Genomic DNA, 15,396 nt, shown 5'->3' with positions numbered 1-15,396 from the left:
GATAAGGCCAAGGGTAGCAGTGGTCCGTCCATCACCGGATTCGGTACGAGTTTCGGGATCATCTTGACTTAGACAATGTCCAATGTAGGATCGGATGCGGCGCAAGCCAAGGGCAGGTTCATGACTCAGGAGGCGCACGTGTCGGTACAGAGCAGCACCGGACCGCTGACCACGGAGGCCGGGGCACCGGTCGCGGACAACCAGAACAGCGAGACGGCCGGCGTCGGCGGCCCCGGGCTCATCCAGGACCAGCTCCTGATCGAGAAGCTCGCGCACTTCAACCGCGAGCGCATCCCGGAGCGCGTGGTGCACGCCCGCGGCGCCGGCGCGTACGGCACCTTCACGGCCACCGCCGACATGTCGCGCTACACCCGCGCCAAGTTCCTCTCCGAGGCCGGCAAGCAGACCGAGACCTTCCTGCGGTTCTCCACCGTCGCCGGCAACCTCGGCTCCGCCGACGCGGTGCGCGACCCGCGCGGCTTCGCGCTGAAGTTCTACACCGAAGAGGGCAACTACGACCTCGTCGGCAACAACACCCCGGTGTTCTTCATCAAGGACGCCATCAAGTTCCCCGACTTCATCCACACCCAGAAGCGCGACCCGTACACCGGCTCCCAGGAGGCGGACAACGTCTGGGACTTCTGGGGTCTGTCGCCCGAGTCCACCCACCAGGTGACCTGGCTGTTCGGCGACCGCGGCATCCCGGCCTCGTACCGCCACATGGACGGCTTCGGCTCGCACACCTACCAGTGGAACAACGAGGCCGGCGAGGTCTTCTGGGTCAAGTACCACTTCAAGACCGACCAGGGCATCAAGAACCTCACCGCGGCCGAGGCCGCCAAGCTCGCCGGTGAGGACCCCGACAGCCACCAGCGCGACCTGCGCGAGGCGATCGAGCGCGGCGAGTTCCCGAGCTGGACCGTCCAGGTGCAGATCATGCCGGCCGCCGAGGCCGCGACGTACCGCTTCAACCCGTTCGACCTGACCAAGGTCTGGCCGCACGCGGACTACCCGCCGATCGAGATCGGCAAGCTGGAGCTCAACCGCAACCCGGAGAACATCTTCGCCGAGGTCGAGCAGTCGATCTTCTCCCCGCACCACTTCGTGCCGGGCATCGGCCCCTCGCCCGACAAGATGCTCCAGGGCCGGCTGTTCGCGTACGCCGACGCCCACCGCTACCGCGTCGGCATCAACGCCGACCACCTGCCGGTCAACCGCCCGCACGCCACCGAGGCCCGCTCGCACAGCCGCGACGGCTACCTCTACGACGGCCGCCACGGCCGCGCGAAGAACTACGAGCCGAACAGCTTCGGCGGCCCGGTGCAGACCGACCGCCCGCTGTGGCAGCCGATCGCGGTGACCGGCACGACCGGTGAGGAGCCCGCGCCCTCGCACGCCGAGGACAACGACTTCGTGCAGGCCGGCAACCTGTACCGCCTGATGACGGAAGAGGAGAAGGAGCGCCTGATCGACAACCTGGCGGGCTTCATCTCCAAGGTCTCGCGCGACGACATCGCCCAGCGCGCGATCGAGAACTTCCGCAAGGCGGACCCCGACTACGGCAAGCGGCTGGAGGCCGCGGTCCAGGCCCTGCGCGGCTGACCCGTCCCTTGCCGTAACACCGAAGAGGCCGGACGCCAATGGGCTCCGGCCTCTTCGCGTACACGGGGCGCGGGTGCGCTCACGCCGGTACGGCGCCGACCCGCTCCCGCTCGGGGGCCGGGGACTGCTCAGGAACCCTGGACCAGCACCGGATGATGTCGCGGACCGACACGATGCCCACCGGCTCCGGCTCCTGGCCGTCGAGCACGATGAGGTGGCGGAAGCCGCCGTGCACCATGGCGCCCGCCGCCTCGTCGAGCGTCCATTCGGGCGCGGCGAAGACCACGCTTGAGGTCGTGTGGGCCTGCGCGGTCTCCCGGTCCGGGTCCTCGCCCGCGCCCAGGGAGTTGAGGATGTCGCGCTCGGTGAGGATGCCGAGCCCGCTGGTGTCGGTGTCGAGGACGACGGCCGCGCCGACGCGGCGGGCCGACATCAGGCGGGCCGCCTGGCGCAGGGTGTGGGCGGGCCCGATGGTGAGGACCACCGTGCTCATGGCGTTGCGCACGTACATGGGCATGGAATGGAGCCACCTCCTTGAGGCTTGCTGGGCACCTTGCGAAGGGTTTCACAAGTTCACAAGCTTCGGTGTTCTCATGTTCACATGCGTACGGAGAGGCAACAAGGGGCGCGGAACGGACGATTGCCGTTTCCGCGCCCCGGGTGCGCGCCCGTACGGACGTACGAGCGCGCCCGGTGTCTCAGCGGCGCCCGTCGCCGATGTAGTTGAGCAGTTCCTCGTGCAGCAGGCCGTTGGAGGCCGCGGCGTTGCCGCTGTGCGGGCCCGGCACGCCGTCCAGACCGGTGAACCGGCCGCCCGCCTCCTGCACGACGACGGCGCAGGCCGCCATGTCCCACAGCGACAGCTCCGGCTCCGCGCAGATGTCCACCGAGCCCTCGGCGACCATCATGTACGGCCAGAAGTCCCCGTAGCCGCGGGTGCGCCAGCAGTCCCGGGACAGCTCCAGGAAGCCCGGGAGGCGGCCCTGCTCCTCCCAGCCGGTCAGCGAGGAGTACGCGAACGAGGCGTCCTGGATGCGGCCCACCTGTGACACCTGGAGGCGGCTCGCGGAGGTCAGGCTGCGGCCCGTGTACGCGCCCAGGCCCTCGGCCGCCCACCAGCGGCGGTTGAGCGCGGGCGCGGAGACGACGCCGACCACCGGGCGGTCGCCGCCCTCGCCGCGCTCCATCAGGGCGATGAGCGTGGCCCAGACCGGCACCCCGCGCACATAGTTCTTCGTACCGTCGATGGGGTCGACGATCCAGCGGCGCGGGCCGGAGCCCTCGCTGCCGAACTCCTCGCCCAGTACGGCGTCCCGCGGACGGGCGCGCTGCAGATGACCACGGATCAGTTCCTCGGCCGCCTTGTCGGCCTCGCTCACCGGAGTCATGTCCGGTTTGGTCTCGACCTTGAGGTCGAGTGCCTTGAACCGCTCCATGGTCGCGGCGTCGGCGGCGTCCGCCAGGACGTGGCCGAGGCGGAGGTCATCGTGATAGTCGGGCATGTGCGAACAGTATCGATTGGTATACCGGACGAGCCACATGACCACGGTTGCCCGGCGCGTACGGACCCTTGACAGCCCCTGGTGGTGAGTCAATCCTGTGGCGCACACCGGCCATCTGGGCCGGGCGGCCTGGGAGGCGACGATGCCTACAGCGCGTGAATCCCTGCTGGACGCCGCCTACGCGGCGCTCGCGGCCAGGCCGTGGGCGGGCGTCCGGATGGTCGATGTCGCGGCCGAGGCCGGGGTGTCCCGGCAGACCCTCTACAACGAGTTCGGCAGCAAGGAAGGGCTGGCACGGGCGCTGGTGCGGCGGGAGACGGAGGGCTATCTCGCCGGGGTGAGCCGCGCTCTGGAGGAGCCGGGGCCCACCGCGGGCGGCGGCGTGGAGGCCCGCGTGGTGGCGGCCGCCGCGTGGACCGTACGGGCGGCGCGGACCAATCCGCTGATACGGGCCGCGCTGACGGGCTGCTGGAGCGAGCGCCTGCCCGCGCCGGCGGGCGGGGTCCCGGGCCAGCGCGGGGCGCGCTCCGGGGGCGCGGGGGCGTACGCGGACGGGCCCCCGCCGGGCCCGACGGAGCTGGTGGGCCGCTTCTGCGACCGCGCGATGGCCGCGCTGGAGGCCGACTGGCCCAAGGAGGACCTCCCCGAACTGGGCACCGCCTGCGCGACCGCGGCCCGCCTCACCCTGTCGTACGTCGTGGCCCCCGCCGAACCGGAGGACCTGACCCGCCAGCTGCACAACGCGTTCGCACACGCCGCGCACCGCGCGTGAGCGCGGGGCGTGCTCCGTGCGTGCCTAGTGTGCCGACCCCGACAGCTGCAGCCCGATGACCCCTATGATCACCAGCGAGATCGACACGATCTTGAGGACCGAGGTGATGTCGCCGAGGAAGACCATGCCGTAGATGGCGGTGCCGGCGGCCCCGATACCGGTCCACACCGCGTAGGCCGGGCCGACGTCGAGCTTCTTCAGCGAGAGCGTCAGCAGACCGAAGCTGCCGAGCGCGAAGCAGGCGAAGGCGATGGTGGGCCACAGCCGGGTGAACCCGTGGGAGAGCTTGAGGCAGACCGCGAACCCCGTCTCCAGGAGCCCTGCCACCACGACGAGCAGCCACGCCATGTCCATTGCCTCCGTACGGTCCGTGACCGCTTCGCCAGCCTTGGTGTGATTATGCATTTACCTCGGCGGTGGGGCAGCAAACTTGAGCGCTCAGTCCCCTTCGCGTCGCTCCCGCGTGGCCAGCAGCCGACGTAGCGAGTACAGGCGGGCCGGGTCCGCGTGGCCGTCGGCGACCCACTGGTCGAGGGCGCAGTCCGGTTCGTCGTGGCTGCAGGCGCGGGGGCAGTCGGCGGTGCCGGGGACCAGGTCGGGGAAGGCGAGGACGACGCGGGACGGGTCCACGTGGTGGAGGCCGAAGGAGCGTACGCCCGGGGTGTCGATGACCCAGCCCGAGTCGTCGGGCAGGGGGAGCGCGAGGGCGGAGGTCGTGGTGTGCCGGCCGCGACCGGTCACCGCGTTGACGTGTCCGGTGGCCCGCTTGCGGTCCGGGACCAGCGCGTTGACGAGGGTGGTCTTGCCGACGCCGGAGTGCCCGACGAAGGCGGTCATGTGCCCGCGCAGCCGCTCGCGCACCTGCTCGGCGGCGGTGCCGTCGGCCAGTTCGGTGCGGTTGGTGACGACGTACGGGACGCCGATCGTGCCGTACGACTCCAGGAGCGTGTCGGGGGAGGCCAGGTCGGACTTGGTGAGGACCAGCAACGGGTCGAGCCCGGCGTCGTACGCGGCGACCAGGCAGCGGTCGATCAGCCGCGGCCGCGGTTCCGGGTCGGCCAGCGCGGTGACGATGGCGAGCTGGTCGGCGTTGGCGACGACCACCCGCTCGAACGGGTCGTCGTCGTCCGCCGTCCGCCGCAGGGTGGAGCTGCGCGGCTCGACGCGGACGATCCGCGCGAGGGTGTCCTTGGCGCCGGACAGGTCGCCGACGACCGCGACCCGGTCGCCGACCACGACGGACTTGCGGCCCAGTTCGCGGGCCTTCATCGCGATGACCGTGCGGTCCTCGATCAGGCAGGTGATCCGGCCGCGGTCGACGGTCAGCACCAGGCCCTCGCTGGCGTCCTCGTGCTTGGGCCGGATGTTCGTACGGGGGCGGTTGCCCTTGCGGTTGGGACGGACGCGGATGTCGTCCTCGTCGGGGTTCTTGCCGTAGCGGCGCATGGTCGTACGGGCCTCAGCCTCTCCGGGCGGGGGCCGTCGCTTCGCCGAGCATCCCGGTCCACAGGGCGGGGAAGTCGGGGAGCGTCTTGGCGGTCGTCGCGACGTTCTCGACCTGCACGCCCGGCACGGCCAGTCCGATGACCGCGGCGGCGGTGGCCAGCCGGTGGTCCTCGTACGTGTGGAAGATGCCGCCGTGCAGCGCGCGCGGCCGGATGTGCAGGCCGTCCTCGGTCTCCGTGACGTCGCCGCCCAGCTCGTTGATCTCCTTGGTGAGCGCCGCCAGCCGGTCGGTCTCGTGGAGGCGCAGGTGGGCGACGCCGCGCAGGGTGGAGGGGGAGTCGGCGAGGGCGGCCACCGCGGCGATGCCCGGGGTCAGCTCGCCGACCTCGCTCAGGTCGACGTCGATGCCGTGGATGCGGCCGCTGCCGGTGAAGGTCAGCCCCTGTTCGGTCAGCTCGCAGGAACCGCCCATGGCGGTGAAGATCTCGCGCAGCGCGTCACCGGGCTGGGTGGTGCGCTCGGGCCAGTCGGGGATGGTCACCCGGCCGCCGGTGACCAGGGCCGCCGCCAGGAACGGCTGGGCGTTGGACAGGTCCGGCTCGACGATCAGGTCGCGGCCCAGCAGGGCGCCGGGGGTGACGCGCCAGACGTTCGGCTCGCCGCCCGACTCCGGGGTGTCCACCTGGGCGCCGACGCTGCGCAGCATGTCGACGGTCATCCGGATGTGCGGCATCGAGGGCAGCGCCGCGCCGACGTGCCGTACCTCGACGCCCTGGTTGAAGCGCGGCGCCGACAGCAGCAGCGCGCTGACGAACTGCGACGAGGAGGAGGCGTCGATCTCCACGGCGCCGCCCTCCAGCGCGCCGCCGCCGAAGACGGTCATCGGCAGCGCGCCGCGGCCGTCGTCGTCGATCCGGGCGCCGAGCGAGCGCAGCGCGTTGATCACGCCGTCGAGCGGGCGCTCGTAGGAGCGCGGGTCGCCGTCGAAGCGGATGGCGCCGTCGGCGAGGGCCGCGACCGGGGGCAGGAAGCGCATGACCGTGCCGGCGTTGCCGACGTCGACGGTTGCCGGGCCGTGCAGACCGGCCGGGATCACCCGCCACGACTCGCCTCCGCCGCCGTCCGCGCCGGCCGTCGAGGCGGCGTTGGAGGAGGCGGTCTCCTCGATGCCGACGCCCATCGTGCGCAGCGCCTCGGCCATCAGCAGGGTGTCCCGGGAGCGCAGCGGACGGCGCAGCCAGCCGGGCTCGGAGGACAGGGCGGCGAGGACGAGGCCACGGTTGGTGACCGATTTGGAGCCGGGCACGGTGACGGTCGCGTCGACCGCCCCGGCAGCTACGGGGGCGGGCCAGAGGGCGGGATGCACGGGGCTCTCGGTCATGCCCTTCACTTTAATGGCTGGACCGGTGTGCAGATCTTGATCAAAAGCGGCGCAACCTGCGGGAAACACAGCACTGATAGTGCAGGCGGAGTCACTGTGCGGGACCGCGCTCCCGGAGGCGCGCTCCGGAGCGCGTCCGGCGGGCGCCCGCGTACGGCCGTACCGGCCCGGGGGTACGGGCCGTACGGGCTCAGACGTCCAGCAGCCAGCGGCCGCCGCCGGCCAGCGAGCACAGCGTCACCACATGGAAAAGTCCCAGCCAGACGGCTGCCGGTACCCGGGTGAGCCGGGCCAGCTGGTCGGGGTCGGAGTCCCCGGCCCGGCCGCGGCGCCGCTTGCCCTGGAGCTCGAAGGGCGGCCGTACGCCGCCCAGCAGCAGGAACCACACGACCGCGTACGCGAACGCCGCCTGCACCTCGGGGGCGGTCAGCCAGGAGACGAGGAAGAAGGCGGCGCCGGCCAGCACCACGGTCAGTACGCCGTACGCGTTGCGGATCATCAGCAGCATCGCGGCGAGCAGCGCGGTGGCGCCCCACAGCAGCGCCGTGATGTGCCCGGAGGCCAGCAGCCAGGCGCCGAGCAGCCCGAGCAGGGACGGCGTCACATATCCGGCGGCGGCGGTGAGGATCATGCCGAGGCCGGTCGGCTTGCCGCGCGAGACGGTCAGCCCCGACGTGTCGGAGTGCAGCCGGATGCCGGACAGCCGGCGCCCGCTGAGCAGCGCGACGAGGCCGTGGCCGCCCTCGTGGGCGATGGTGATGGCGTTACGGGACAGCCGCCAGGCGCGGTACGGGGTGATCACGGCCAGCGCGACCACCGCCGTGACGACGACGAGCCAGGGCGGCGGGTCGGGCTGGATGCCGAAAACCCTGTCCCATACGTCGGTGATATGACCGGTGTCCATCTCTCCCCTTGGTCTGGCGTGGCACTGTGGCATGCATGTGCGGACGGTATGCAGCGAGTCGCAGCCCCGAGGATCTGGTGGGGCTCTTCGAGGTCGAGAAGTGGGAACCGGAGGAGGCCCTGGCGCCCGACTGGAACGTCGCCCCGACGAAGAACGTCCACGCGGTGCTCGAACGTCCCCTGAAAGACGCGGAAGACCGCCGTCCGGTTCGCCAGCTGCGCAGACTGACCTGGGGACTGGTCCCGTCCTGGGCGAAATCGCCCGATGTCGGGGTGAAGATGATCAACGCCCGCGCGGAGACGGTGCACGAGAAGCCGTCGTTCAAGCGGCCGTTCGCGGCCCGCCGCTGCCTGCTGCCCGGCGACGGCTACTACGAGTGGGTCACGGCCGCCGCCGAGCGGCAGCTGGAGGAGCAGGGCAAGAGGAAGCGCCCCCGCAAGCAGCCGTACTTCGTCACCCCCGCGGACGGTCAGGTGATGGCGCTGGCCGGGCTGTACGAGTTCTGGCGCGACCGTACGCTGCCCGACGACCACCCGCAGGCGTGGTGGGTGACCTGCACGGTCGTCACCACCGAGGCCGAGACCACCCCGCTGGCGAACGCGGACGGCGGCGCGGGCCCGCAGGCGCTCGCCGACATCCACCCGCGGATGCCGCTGATCCTGACGCCCGACAAGTGGGACGCCTGGCTCGACCCGGCCCGTACGGACGTGGACGACCTGCTGCCGCTGCTCGCGCCGCCGCCCGCCGGGCTGATGCGCGCCTACCCGGTGTCGACCGACGTGAGCAACGTCCGCAACAACGGGCCCGAGCTGGTCAAGGAGCTGCCGGCGCCCGAGGAGGAAATGCTGTTCTGACCAGTGCCCGCACGTTCCGGGGCCCGCGAGGCGGCAGGATGAGGACGTGAGCGAAACAGTCGAGACTCCTGTGGGTGAGGCGCGCGTCACCTGGCACCCGGCGGAGGACGCGCGGGCCGTCCTCGCCGTCAGCCACGGCGCGGGCGGCGGCATCGAGGCCCGGGACCTGCGCGCGCTGGCCGCCGCGCTGCCCGCGCGCGGCTACACCGTCGCACTGGTCGAGCAGCCGTGGCGGGTGGCCGGCAAGAAGCTGGCACCGGCTCCCAAGACTCTGGACGCCGCGTGGACCGCGCTGTGGCCTGCCCTGGAGAAACCCGGACTGCCGGTGGTCGCGGGCGGGCGCAGCGCGGGGGCGCGGGTGGCCTGCCGCACGGCGCGCGGCCTGGGCGCGCACGCCGTACTGGCGCTGAGCTTCCCGCTGCACCCGCCGGGCAAGCCGGAGAAGTCGCGCGCGGACGAACTGACCGGGGCCGGGCTGCCGACGCTGGTGGTGCAGGGCGGCCGTGACCCGTTCGGGCGGCCGCCGGAGTTCCCCGGGGGCACCCGGATCGTCGAGGTGCCGCACGGGGACCACGGGTTCGCCGTACCGAAGAAGGCGGACCTCGACGAGCCGGCGGCGATGGCCCTGCTCACGGACGCGGTGGGGGAGTGGCTGGACGGCCTCTTCGCCTGACCGCCTGGTTGTCCGCGGCTCAGTCGTCGTCCTTCTTGGAACGCGGTTTGGCGCGTACGTGCATCCGCTCGCCCTGCCGCCCGAAGAGGCTGAGGATCTCCACCGGCTTGTCGTCCGCCGGGCCGAACCAGTGCGGCAGCCGGGTGTCGAACTCGGCCGCTTCGCCGGAGCGCAGCACCACGTCCCGGTCCGCGAGCAGCAGCCGCAGCCGCCCGGACAGCACGTACAGCCACTCGTAGCCCTCGTGGGTGCGCTGTTCGGGCGTGCCCGGCACCGGATCGATCACCAGCTTGTACGCCTGGAGGCCGCCGGGCTGCCGGGTCAGCGGCACGAACGTCATGTGCTTGCGGCGCTGCGGCACCGCGCGCACCCGCGGATCGCCCACCTCCGGCGCGCCGACCAGCTCGTCCAGCGGCACCTGATGGGCCTGGGCGAGCGGCAGCAGCAGTTCCAGGGTGGCCTTGCGCCCGCCCGACTCCAGGCGGGAGAGGGTGCTCACCGAGATGCCCGTCGTTTCCGAGAGCGCGGCGAGCGTCACCCCCCTCTCCTGCCGCAGCCGCCGCAGCCGCGGCCCCACATCGGACAGCACCCGTTCGTACGCCTTGTCGTCCATGTCTTCATTGCCGAACCGGCAAGCGCGTTTGTCAAGGGTTCCCGGGCGTTCCGGCGGCGCCCGCCGGGCCGCGTGACCATGGTCACGTACCACGCGCGCGGTGCGGGAATGACGTGCGGGGTGCGGCTGTTGTGCGGGTTGCAGGAACGTTGAAGGAATCTTCGAAGAATGGGAGCCCGCCGCATGGGAATCGCTTGCCCAGCCCGCCCGCAGGCCGCTGACCTGCAGTGGACACAGCTGCGCGGCACCCAGACCGCCCTGGCTGGAGCGGCGGCGGTACCGGATCGTCGTCTATTCTCCGATTCGAGCGGGTCAGCATCCGGACCCGTCACGGTGTTGGAGGAGGTGGGTCCGGTCACCGGTACCGACGCAGGGACCGACGGCACGGCAGAGGAACACGCTGGCAACGGGACGCGGGAGACGGACGCCGAGCGCAACGCGCGCTTCGAGCGGGACGCGCTCACCTTCCTGGACCAGATGTATTCGGCCGCGCTGCGCATGACGCGCAACCCGGCCGATGCGGAGGACCTGGTTCAGGAGACGTATGCGAAGGCGTATGCGTCCTTCCACCAGTTCCGTGAGGGAACGAACCTCAAGGCGTGGCTGTACCGCATCCTCACGAACACCTTCATCAACTCCTACCGCAAGAAGCAGCGCGAACCCCAGCGCAGCGCCGCCGAGGAGATCGAGGACTGGCAGCTGGCGCGCGCGGAGTCGCATATGTCGACCGGCCTGCGCTCGGCCGAGTCGCAGGCGCTGGACCATCTGCCGGACTCCGACGTGAAGGCCGCCCTCCAGGCCATTCCGGAGGAATTCCGCATCGCGGTCTACCTCGCGGACGTCGAGGGCTTTGCGTACAAGGAGATCGCCGACATCATGGGTACACCCATCGGCACGGTGATGTCCCGTCTGCACCGCGGCCGGCGCCAACTGCGCGGCATGCTGGAGGATTACGCCCGTGAGCGCGGGCTGGTCCCCGCCGGGGCGGGCGCTGCGACCGCGCAGTCGTCGCAGCCGCACGATCGGAAAGGCTCGGGATCATGAGCTGCGGAGAGCCGCACGAGAAGGACTGCTCAGAGGTCCTCGACCATCTGTACGAGTATCTCGACCGCGAGATGCCGGCCGGTGAATGCGAGAAGTTCCAGGAGCACTTCGACGAGTGCTCGCCGTGCCTGGAGAAGTACGGGCTGGAGCAGGCCGTCAAGAAGCTCGTCAAGCGCTGCTGCGGCCATGACGACGTACCGACCGACCTGCGCTCGAAGGTCATGGGCCGGATCGACCTGATCCGCGCCGGCGAGGCGGTGCCCGAGCAGAGCGTGCTGGAGCAGGCCAAGCAGGAGCAGGCGGAGGCCCGTGCCGCCGCGGCCGCCAAGGCCCCCGAGCAGGCGTCCGGGTCCGGCCCGGACGGCACGCTCGACGCGCGGGGTGAGACCGCGCGCGCCGAATAGCGCGGCGCATCACCCGAAGGGGTGAGGGGCGGGACGATGCGTCCCGCCCGGATCTTCACAGTTTCCCCGCCCGCAGGGCACCAACTCCCGCACAGCGGTTCGGCGTTCCCGTGCGCCCCGCTGCCGGGCGCCGCCCTCGCCCCCGTCGGCGAGCGCACCTCGCGCGATCCCCGGAGCGGGGCACGAGCGCGGTCCCCGGGGCCTCATCCGACGTACCGCCCGGCCATGTTGCCGACGGCCGTCCTGTTGCGCATTGCGTACGGACGTTCGCGTCGCACGCCCCGCCCAGATCGCCACAAACACCCGCGCAAGGTCACGGAACCGATGGGTAATGAGCGGCCCCGGAGATGGGCATGGTTGGATGCGAAGGAACCCCCACGAACGGGGATTCAGGGGGTCGGCGAAAGGCAAGGAGCCGATGAGGGGGTCGGTGGCGGGCCGCGGCCGGCGCGGCAACCGGGCTGAGCCCGGCGGCAATCTGTGGCAGGTTGTCGAGTGGGCCCTCGAACGGCCCCCGGCCTTTGTCCGGGGCGGCATCCAGGAAGCAACCAGCAGGCGGGAATCGTGAGGATCTTCGGCAAGGTACGGCACCGGCCCTCCGCCTCGTGGCGACAGGCGACCGACCGCGCTTTCACGCTGATCGGTGACGGCCGTTACGAGGACGCGGGCGCGCTGCTGACCCGGGCGGCGGACATGGAGCCGTGGCTGTCGGAGTCCTGGTTCAACCTCGCGCTGCTGCACAAGTTCCGGCACGACTGGGAGCAGGCGCGCGCCGCCGGGCTCCGCGCGGTCGCCCTGCTGGACCGCGAGGCCGGGGCCCCCGACTGGTGGAACGTGGGCATCGCGGCCACCGCCCTCCAGGACTGGCCGCTGGCCCGGCGCGCCTGGCAGGCATACGGCCTCAAGGTCCCCGGCGAGGGATCGCCGTCCGCCGAACCGGTCGGCATGGAGCTGGGCAGCGCCGCCGTGCGCCTGTCGCCCGAGGGCGAGGCCGAGGTGGTCTGGGGCCGCCGCCTGGACCCGGCCCGTATCGAGGTGCTCTCCATCCCGCTGCCGTCCTCCGGGCGGCGCTGGGGCGAGGTCGTGCTGCACGACGGCGTACCGAACGGCGAGCGCACCACCGCCGCCGGACCGTCCTTCCCGGTGTTCGACGAGATCGAGCTGTGGGCACCCTCCCCGGTCCCCACCTGGGTGGTGCTCCTGGAGGCCGCCACGGAGGCCGACCGCGACGCCCTGGAGCGGCTGGCCGCCGACGCGGGCTTTGCCGCGGAGGACTGGTCGTCCTCCGTCCGCCTGCTGTGCCGTACGTGCTCCGAGAGCCGGATGCCCAGCGACGAGGGCGAGGGCGAGCACCTGGACCCGCACGACCACAGCGAACCGGGCCACCCGGGGCCGCTGGGCCACCGCACGGCGGGCTCCGGCTCGCTGTGGGTGCCGGAGCGCGAGTGCGGCATCGCCGCGCCCGCCGGCCTGGTGCGCGGCCTGCTGGACGGCTGGGTCGCGGACAGCCCGGACACCCGGGAGTGGCGCGATCTCGAAGAGGTCTGCTGAGGGCCGTCGGGCCGCCCCGTAGGCTGGTGGACGAAGAATTTCGGGTTTCCAGGAAGGCGTACGGCGGAGATGGCGCAACAGCCTGTTTTTGACCACAACGAGGAGCGGGCGGCGGAGGGCTTCGTCGACGACGTCACCGGCGCGGACGAGCGGGAGAAGGCGCACCGCGAGCGCGGTACGTCCCGCCCGATCACCGTCGTCGGCAACCCGGTGCTGCACAAGGAGTGCAAGGACGTCACCGAGTTCGACGACAAGCTGGCTCAGCTCATCGACGACATGTTCGCCAGCCAGCGCACGGCCGAGGGCGTCGGCCTGGCCGCCAACCAGATCGGCGTGGACCTGAAGGTCTTCGTGTACGACTGCCTGGACGACGAGGGCGTACGCCACGTCGGCGCGGTCTGCAACCCGGTCCTGGAGGACCTGCCGGTCGAGCGGCGGGTGCTGGACGACTCCAACGAGGGCTGCCTGTCGGTGCCCGGCGCCTACGCGGAGCTGGCCCGCCCCGATTACGCGGTCGTCAGCGGCCAGGACGCCGAGGGCAACCCGATCAAGGTCGCGGGCACCGGCTACTTCGCGCGCTGCCTCCAGCACGAGACCGACCACCTGTACGGCTACCTGTACATCGACCGGCTCTCCAAGCGCGACCGCAAGGACGCGCTGAAGCAGATGGCCGAGCGCGAGCCGCGGTACCCGGTCGTCGCCAACGACTGACCCGCGCCCGGCCGCCGCCTCACCCCTTGGCGTACGCCGCCCATACGCGGGGCGGTATGCCGTTGCCGAACCGCGTGTCGCCGCCCACGCCCTCCATGGGCAGCAGGCGCGCCGCCCCCGGCTCGGCGCGGAAGACGGTGACGGCGGTGGTCAGCCCGCCGCCGCCGGTGCCGTCGTTGCCGATGAACCACGCCGACCGCATGCGGTCCCGCGGCCCGGTGCCGCCCGCCCAGATGCCCCGCGGCAGCTTCGCCGCGGTCTCCGGGGGCAGCGTCTTCTCGGCGTACGCCCGGAGCGCCCAGTTGATGCCGCGCGCCGCCCCGGGCGTCAATACGCGGTGCGGTGCGGGCGGCGTGAGGCCCGGCAGCGGCTTGCCGCCGTGTTCCACCCTGGTCACCGAGTACGGCTCGGTCCGGCTGCCGTCGTTGCCGAAGAGCGAGTACGCGCCGGCCAGCCGGATCGCGCTGGGCGTGGAGGTGCCGAGCGGGAACGTGGGCTCCAGGCGCGCCAGGCTCGCCTTGTGCAGGCCCGCGTCGATCGCCAGGTCCCGCACCTTCTCCAGGCCCAGGCGCCGGCCGGCGGCGACGAACGGCGGATGGGTGGAGGTCACCAGGCCCTCGTACAGGTCCGGCGGTACGGCGGCCTGCACGGTGGCCGCGCCCGCGGCGGGTGCGTCAGCGGGCGCGGCGGCCTTCTCGGGCGCGGTGTCGCGGAGCGCGGCGGCCATCACGAACGGCTTGAAGGCCGAGCCGGCCGGTACGCCCGCGGTGTCCGCGTTGTTCGCGAAGTGCTGCGTCGCGTCCGGGCCCCCGTAGAGCGCGACGAGCGCGCCGTCCTTGGGCCGCACCGACGCGGCACCGAATTCCACGTGTGTGTCGGCGGCCCGCTTCTTCGGGTCGATACTGCGGCGCCGCTCGTCCTCCACCGCTTCCGTCAGCCGCGCCACCTTGTCCTTCTCGAAGGTGGTGTGAACGCGGTAGCCGCCGCGCGCGAGATCGCGGTCGGTCAGTCCGGTACGGCTCTTGAGGTACTTCTTCGCGGCGTCGACGAGATAGCCGGTCTGGCCCCTCTGACTGGTCGGGGTGACAGGTTTGCGCGGCTCGGGGAATTGCGTGTACCGGGCGCGCTCCTCCCGGCTCATCCGACCGGTTTCCACCTCGCGGTCCAGAATCCACTTCCACCGCGCCACCGCACGCCGGTGATTCGCCTCGCTCAGCGCCGGATCGTACTGCTCGGCTCCTTTGAGCAGCGCGGCCAGCGCCGCCCCCTGGCTGGGGTCCAGATCCTTGGCCGGAATGCCGTAGTACGCGTTCGCGGCGGCCTGGATGCCGAACGAATGCCGCCCGAAATAACTGGTGTTGAGATACCCCTGGAGTATCTCCGACTTGGACTTCCGGTTGTCCAGCTTCAGCGCGATGAAGAACTCCTTCACCTTGCGCTTGAGCGTCTGGTCCTGCGAGAGGTAGGTGTTCTTCACGTACTGCTGGGTGATGGTGGAGCCGCCCTGCGCGTCCTGGCCCTGGGCCATGTTCACCGCGGCCCGCGCGATACCGGAGAGGGAGACACCGGAATCGGAGTAGAAACTCGCGTTCTCGGCGGCGATCACGGCGTGTTCCACCGGGTCGGGCACCTGGTCGAGGGTCACGTTCTGCCGGTTGACGGCACCCTCGGTCACCATCTGACTGCCGTCCGCCCAGTAGAAGACGGTGGCTTCCTGGCGTGCGGCGGCGTTCTCGTCCGGGATGTCGACCTGGGCGTACACGAAGGCGAAGAGCCCGGCGCAACCGGCCGCGCCGACGGCCGTGACGCCGAGCTGCTGTCTCCAGGACGGCAGCCACCGGCGCCAGCCGCTGCGGCCCCGGCGGGGATAGTCGATGAACCGCTTTTTCGGTTGCTCGCTGCCCTTCATACAACGGGAGAGCCGACGGCATACGGCAGG

At 71.6% G+C, this 15,396-nt stretch carries 16 protein-coding genes; 8 read left to right on the top strand and 8 right to left on the bottom strand.

Features of this window, described 5'->3' with window-relative positions:
• The first annotated feature begins 120 nt into the window (after positions 1-120).
• Positions 121-1,602: a catalase gene (locus ADK86_RS19030; protein ID WP_053697645.1), complete on the top strand. Its 1,482-nt coding sequence runs from the start codon at positions 121-123 to the stop codon at positions 1,600-1,602.
• Between the two features lie 79 nt (positions 1,603-1,681).
• On the opposite strand, the gene ADK86_RS19025 is transcribed toward ADK86_RS19030, so the two are convergent.
• Both ADK86_RS19025 and hisN read right to left on the bottom strand, forming a co-directional pair.
• The gene (locus tag ADK86_RS19025) at positions 1,682-2,113 is read right to left on the bottom strand and encodes a cyclic nucleotide-binding/CBS domain-containing protein (RefSeq protein ID WP_030587375.1); all 432 of its coding nucleotides are present in this window, start codon (positions 2,111-2,113) and stop codon (positions 1,682-1,684) included.
• Positions 2,114-2,300: 187 nt separating this feature from the next.
• Positions 2,301-3,104, bottom strand: coding sequence for a histidinol-phosphatase (hisN, locus tag ADK86_RS19020; RefSeq protein WP_003987101.1), 804 nt, complete (start codon positions 3,102-3,104; stop codon positions 2,301-2,303).
• Positions 3,105-3,246: 142 nt separating this feature from the next.
• Here hisN and ADK86_RS19015 point away from each other — a divergent pair, with 142 nt between their 5' ends.
• Complete coding sequence (locus ADK86_RS19015; RefSeq protein WP_053697667.1) at positions 3,247-3,876, top strand: TetR/AcrR family transcriptional regulator; 630 nt, start codon at positions 3,247-3,249, stop codon at positions 3,874-3,876.
• A 24-nt stretch (positions 3,877-3,900) separates the two neighbouring features.
• On the opposite strand, the gene ADK86_RS19010 is transcribed toward ADK86_RS19015, so the two are convergent.
• From ADK86_RS19010 to ADK86_RS18995, 4 genes are all read right to left on the bottom strand, one after another.
• Positions 3,901-4,224 (bottom strand): DMT family transporter, encoded by a 324-nt coding sequence (locus tag ADK86_RS19010; protein WP_003987099.1) that lies wholly within the window; start codon positions 4,222-4,224, stop codon positions 3,901-3,903.
• A 90-nt stretch (positions 4,225-4,314) separates the two neighbouring features.
• Positions 4,315-5,322: a ribosome small subunit-dependent GTPase A gene (gene rsgA, locus ADK86_RS19005; RefSeq protein ID WP_003983261.1), complete on the bottom strand. Its 1,008-nt coding sequence runs from the start codon at positions 5,320-5,322 to the stop codon at positions 4,315-4,317.
• A gap of 13 nt (positions 5,323-5,335) precedes the next feature.
• A complete protein-coding gene (gene aroA / locus ADK86_RS19000; protein ID WP_053697644.1) occupies positions 5,336-6,703 on the bottom strand; it encodes a 3-phosphoshikimate 1-carboxyvinyltransferase in 1,368 nt (455 codons plus the stop codon).
• Between the two features lie 190 nt (positions 6,704-6,893).
• Positions 6,894-7,607 (bottom strand): M50 family metallopeptidase, encoded by a 714-nt coding sequence (locus tag ADK86_RS18995; protein WP_003983259.1) that lies wholly within the window; start codon positions 7,605-7,607, stop codon positions 6,894-6,896.
• Between the two features lie 35 nt (positions 7,608-7,642).
• On the opposite strand from ADK86_RS18995, the gene ADK86_RS18990 reads away from it, so the two are divergent.
• Entirely contained in the window at positions 7,643-8,461 is an 819-nt protein-coding gene (locus ADK86_RS18990; protein WP_053697643.1) for an SOS response-associated peptidase, read from the top strand.
• Between the two features lie 46 nt (positions 8,462-8,507).
• Entirely contained in the window at positions 8,508-9,134 is a 627-nt protein-coding gene (locus ADK86_RS18985) for an alpha/beta family hydrolase (RefSeq protein WP_053697642.1), read from the top strand.
• 19 nt (positions 9,135-9,153) lie between these two features.
• On the opposite strand, the gene ADK86_RS18980 is transcribed toward ADK86_RS18985, so the two are convergent.
• Positions 9,154-9,747, bottom strand: coding sequence for a helix-turn-helix domain-containing protein (locus ADK86_RS18980; RefSeq protein ID WP_053697641.1), 594 nt, complete (start codon positions 9,745-9,747; stop codon positions 9,154-9,156).
• A 345-nt stretch (positions 9,748-10,092) separates the two neighbouring features.
• On the opposite strand from ADK86_RS18980, the gene ADK86_RS18975 reads away from it, so the two are divergent.
• From ADK86_RS18975 to def, 4 genes are all read left to right on the top strand, one after another.
• Positions 10,093-10,791, top strand: a complete 699-nt coding sequence (locus ADK86_RS18975) for a sigma-70 family RNA polymerase sigma factor (RefSeq protein ID WP_030587398.1) — start codon at positions 10,093-10,095, stop codon at positions 10,789-10,791.
• Complete coding sequence (rsrA, locus tag ADK86_RS18970; protein WP_030370726.1) at positions 10,788-11,195, top strand: mycothiol system anti-sigma-R factor; 408 nt, start codon at positions 10,788-10,790, stop codon at positions 11,193-11,195. The genes ADK86_RS18975 and rsrA overlap by 4 nt, the downstream gene beginning before the upstream one ends.
• Positions 11,196-11,759: 564 nt before the next feature.
• A complete protein-coding gene (locus tag ADK86_RS18965) occupies positions 11,760-12,746 on the top strand; it encodes a tetratricopeptide repeat protein (RefSeq protein ID WP_030370727.1) in 987 nt (328 codons plus the stop codon).
• A gap of 69 nt (positions 12,747-12,815) precedes the next feature.
• Positions 12,816-13,457, top strand: coding sequence for a peptide deformylase (gene def, locus ADK86_RS18960; RefSeq protein WP_003983252.1), 642 nt, complete (start codon positions 12,816-12,818; stop codon positions 13,455-13,457).
• A 19-nt stretch (positions 13,458-13,476) separates the two neighbouring features.
• Here the strand turns inward: def and ADK86_RS18955 are convergent, their stop codons facing one another.
• A complete protein-coding gene (locus ADK86_RS18955; RefSeq protein ID WP_053697640.1) occupies positions 13,477-15,366 on the bottom strand; it encodes a transglycosylase domain-containing protein in 1,890 nt (629 codons plus the stop codon).
• Positions 15,367-15,396 lie beyond the last annotated feature (30 nt).

This window comes from Streptomyces sp. NRRL F-5755 (genome assembly GCF_001279365.1).
GTDB lineage: Bacteria > Actinomycetota > Actinomycetes > Streptomycetales > Streptomycetaceae > Streptomyces > Streptomyces rimosus.
The sequence above is the reverse complement of the archived record's forward strand: the minus strand, read 5'-3'. Positions and strand labels throughout refer to the sequence as shown.

What these genes read in the sequence shown, in the direction of transcription:
- ADK86_RS19030 (WP_053697645.1), top strand. Translation starts at nt 121, where the DNA reads ATGACTCAGGAGGCGCACGTGTCGGTACAGAGCAGCACCGGACCGCTG.
- ADK86_RS19025 (WP_030587375.1), bottom strand. Translation starts at nt 2,113, where the DNA reads ATGTACGTGCGCAACGCCATGAGCACGGTGGTCCTCACCATCGGGCCC.
- hisN (WP_003987101.1), bottom strand. Translation starts at nt 3,104, where the DNA reads ATGCCCGACTATCACGATGACCTCCGCCTCGGCCACGTCCTGGCGGAC.
- ADK86_RS19015 (WP_053697667.1), top strand. Translation starts at nt 3,247, where the DNA reads ATGCCTACAGCGCGTGAATCCCTGCTGGACGCCGCCTACGCGGCGCTC.
- ADK86_RS19010 (WP_003987099.1), bottom strand. Translation starts at nt 4,224, where the DNA reads ATGGCGTGGCTGCTCGTCGTGGTGGCAGGGCTCCTGGAGACGGGGTTC.
- rsgA (WP_003983261.1), bottom strand. Translation starts at nt 5,322, where the DNA reads ATGCGCCGCTACGGCAAGAACCCCGACGAGGACGACATCCGCGTCCGT.
- aroA (WP_053697644.1), bottom strand. Translation starts at nt 6,703, where the DNA reads ATGACCGAGAGCCCCGTGCATCCCGCCCTCTGGCCCGCCCCCGTAGCT.
- ADK86_RS18995 (WP_003983259.1), bottom strand. Translation starts at nt 7,607, where the DNA reads ATGGACACCGGTCATATCACCGACGTATGGGACAGGGTTTTCGGCATC.
- ADK86_RS18990 (WP_053697643.1), top strand. Translation starts at nt 7,643, where the DNA reads ATGTGCGGACGGTATGCAGCGAGTCGCAGCCCCGAGGATCTGGTGGGG.
- ADK86_RS18980 (WP_053697641.1), bottom strand. Translation starts at nt 9,747, where the DNA reads ATGGACGACAAGGCGTACGAACGGGTGCTGTCCGATGTGGGGCCGCGG.
- rsrA (WP_030370726.1), top strand. Translation starts at nt 10,788, where the DNA reads ATGAGCTGCGGAGAGCCGCACGAGAAGGACTGCTCAGAGGTCCTCGAC.
- def (WP_003983252.1), top strand. Translation starts at nt 12,816, where the DNA reads ATGGCGCAACAGCCTGTTTTTGACCACAACGAGGAGCGGGCGGCGGAG.
- ADK86_RS18955 (WP_053697640.1), bottom strand. Translation starts at nt 15,366, where the DNA reads ATGAAGGGCAGCGAGCAACCGAAAAAGCGGTTCATCGACTATCCCCGC.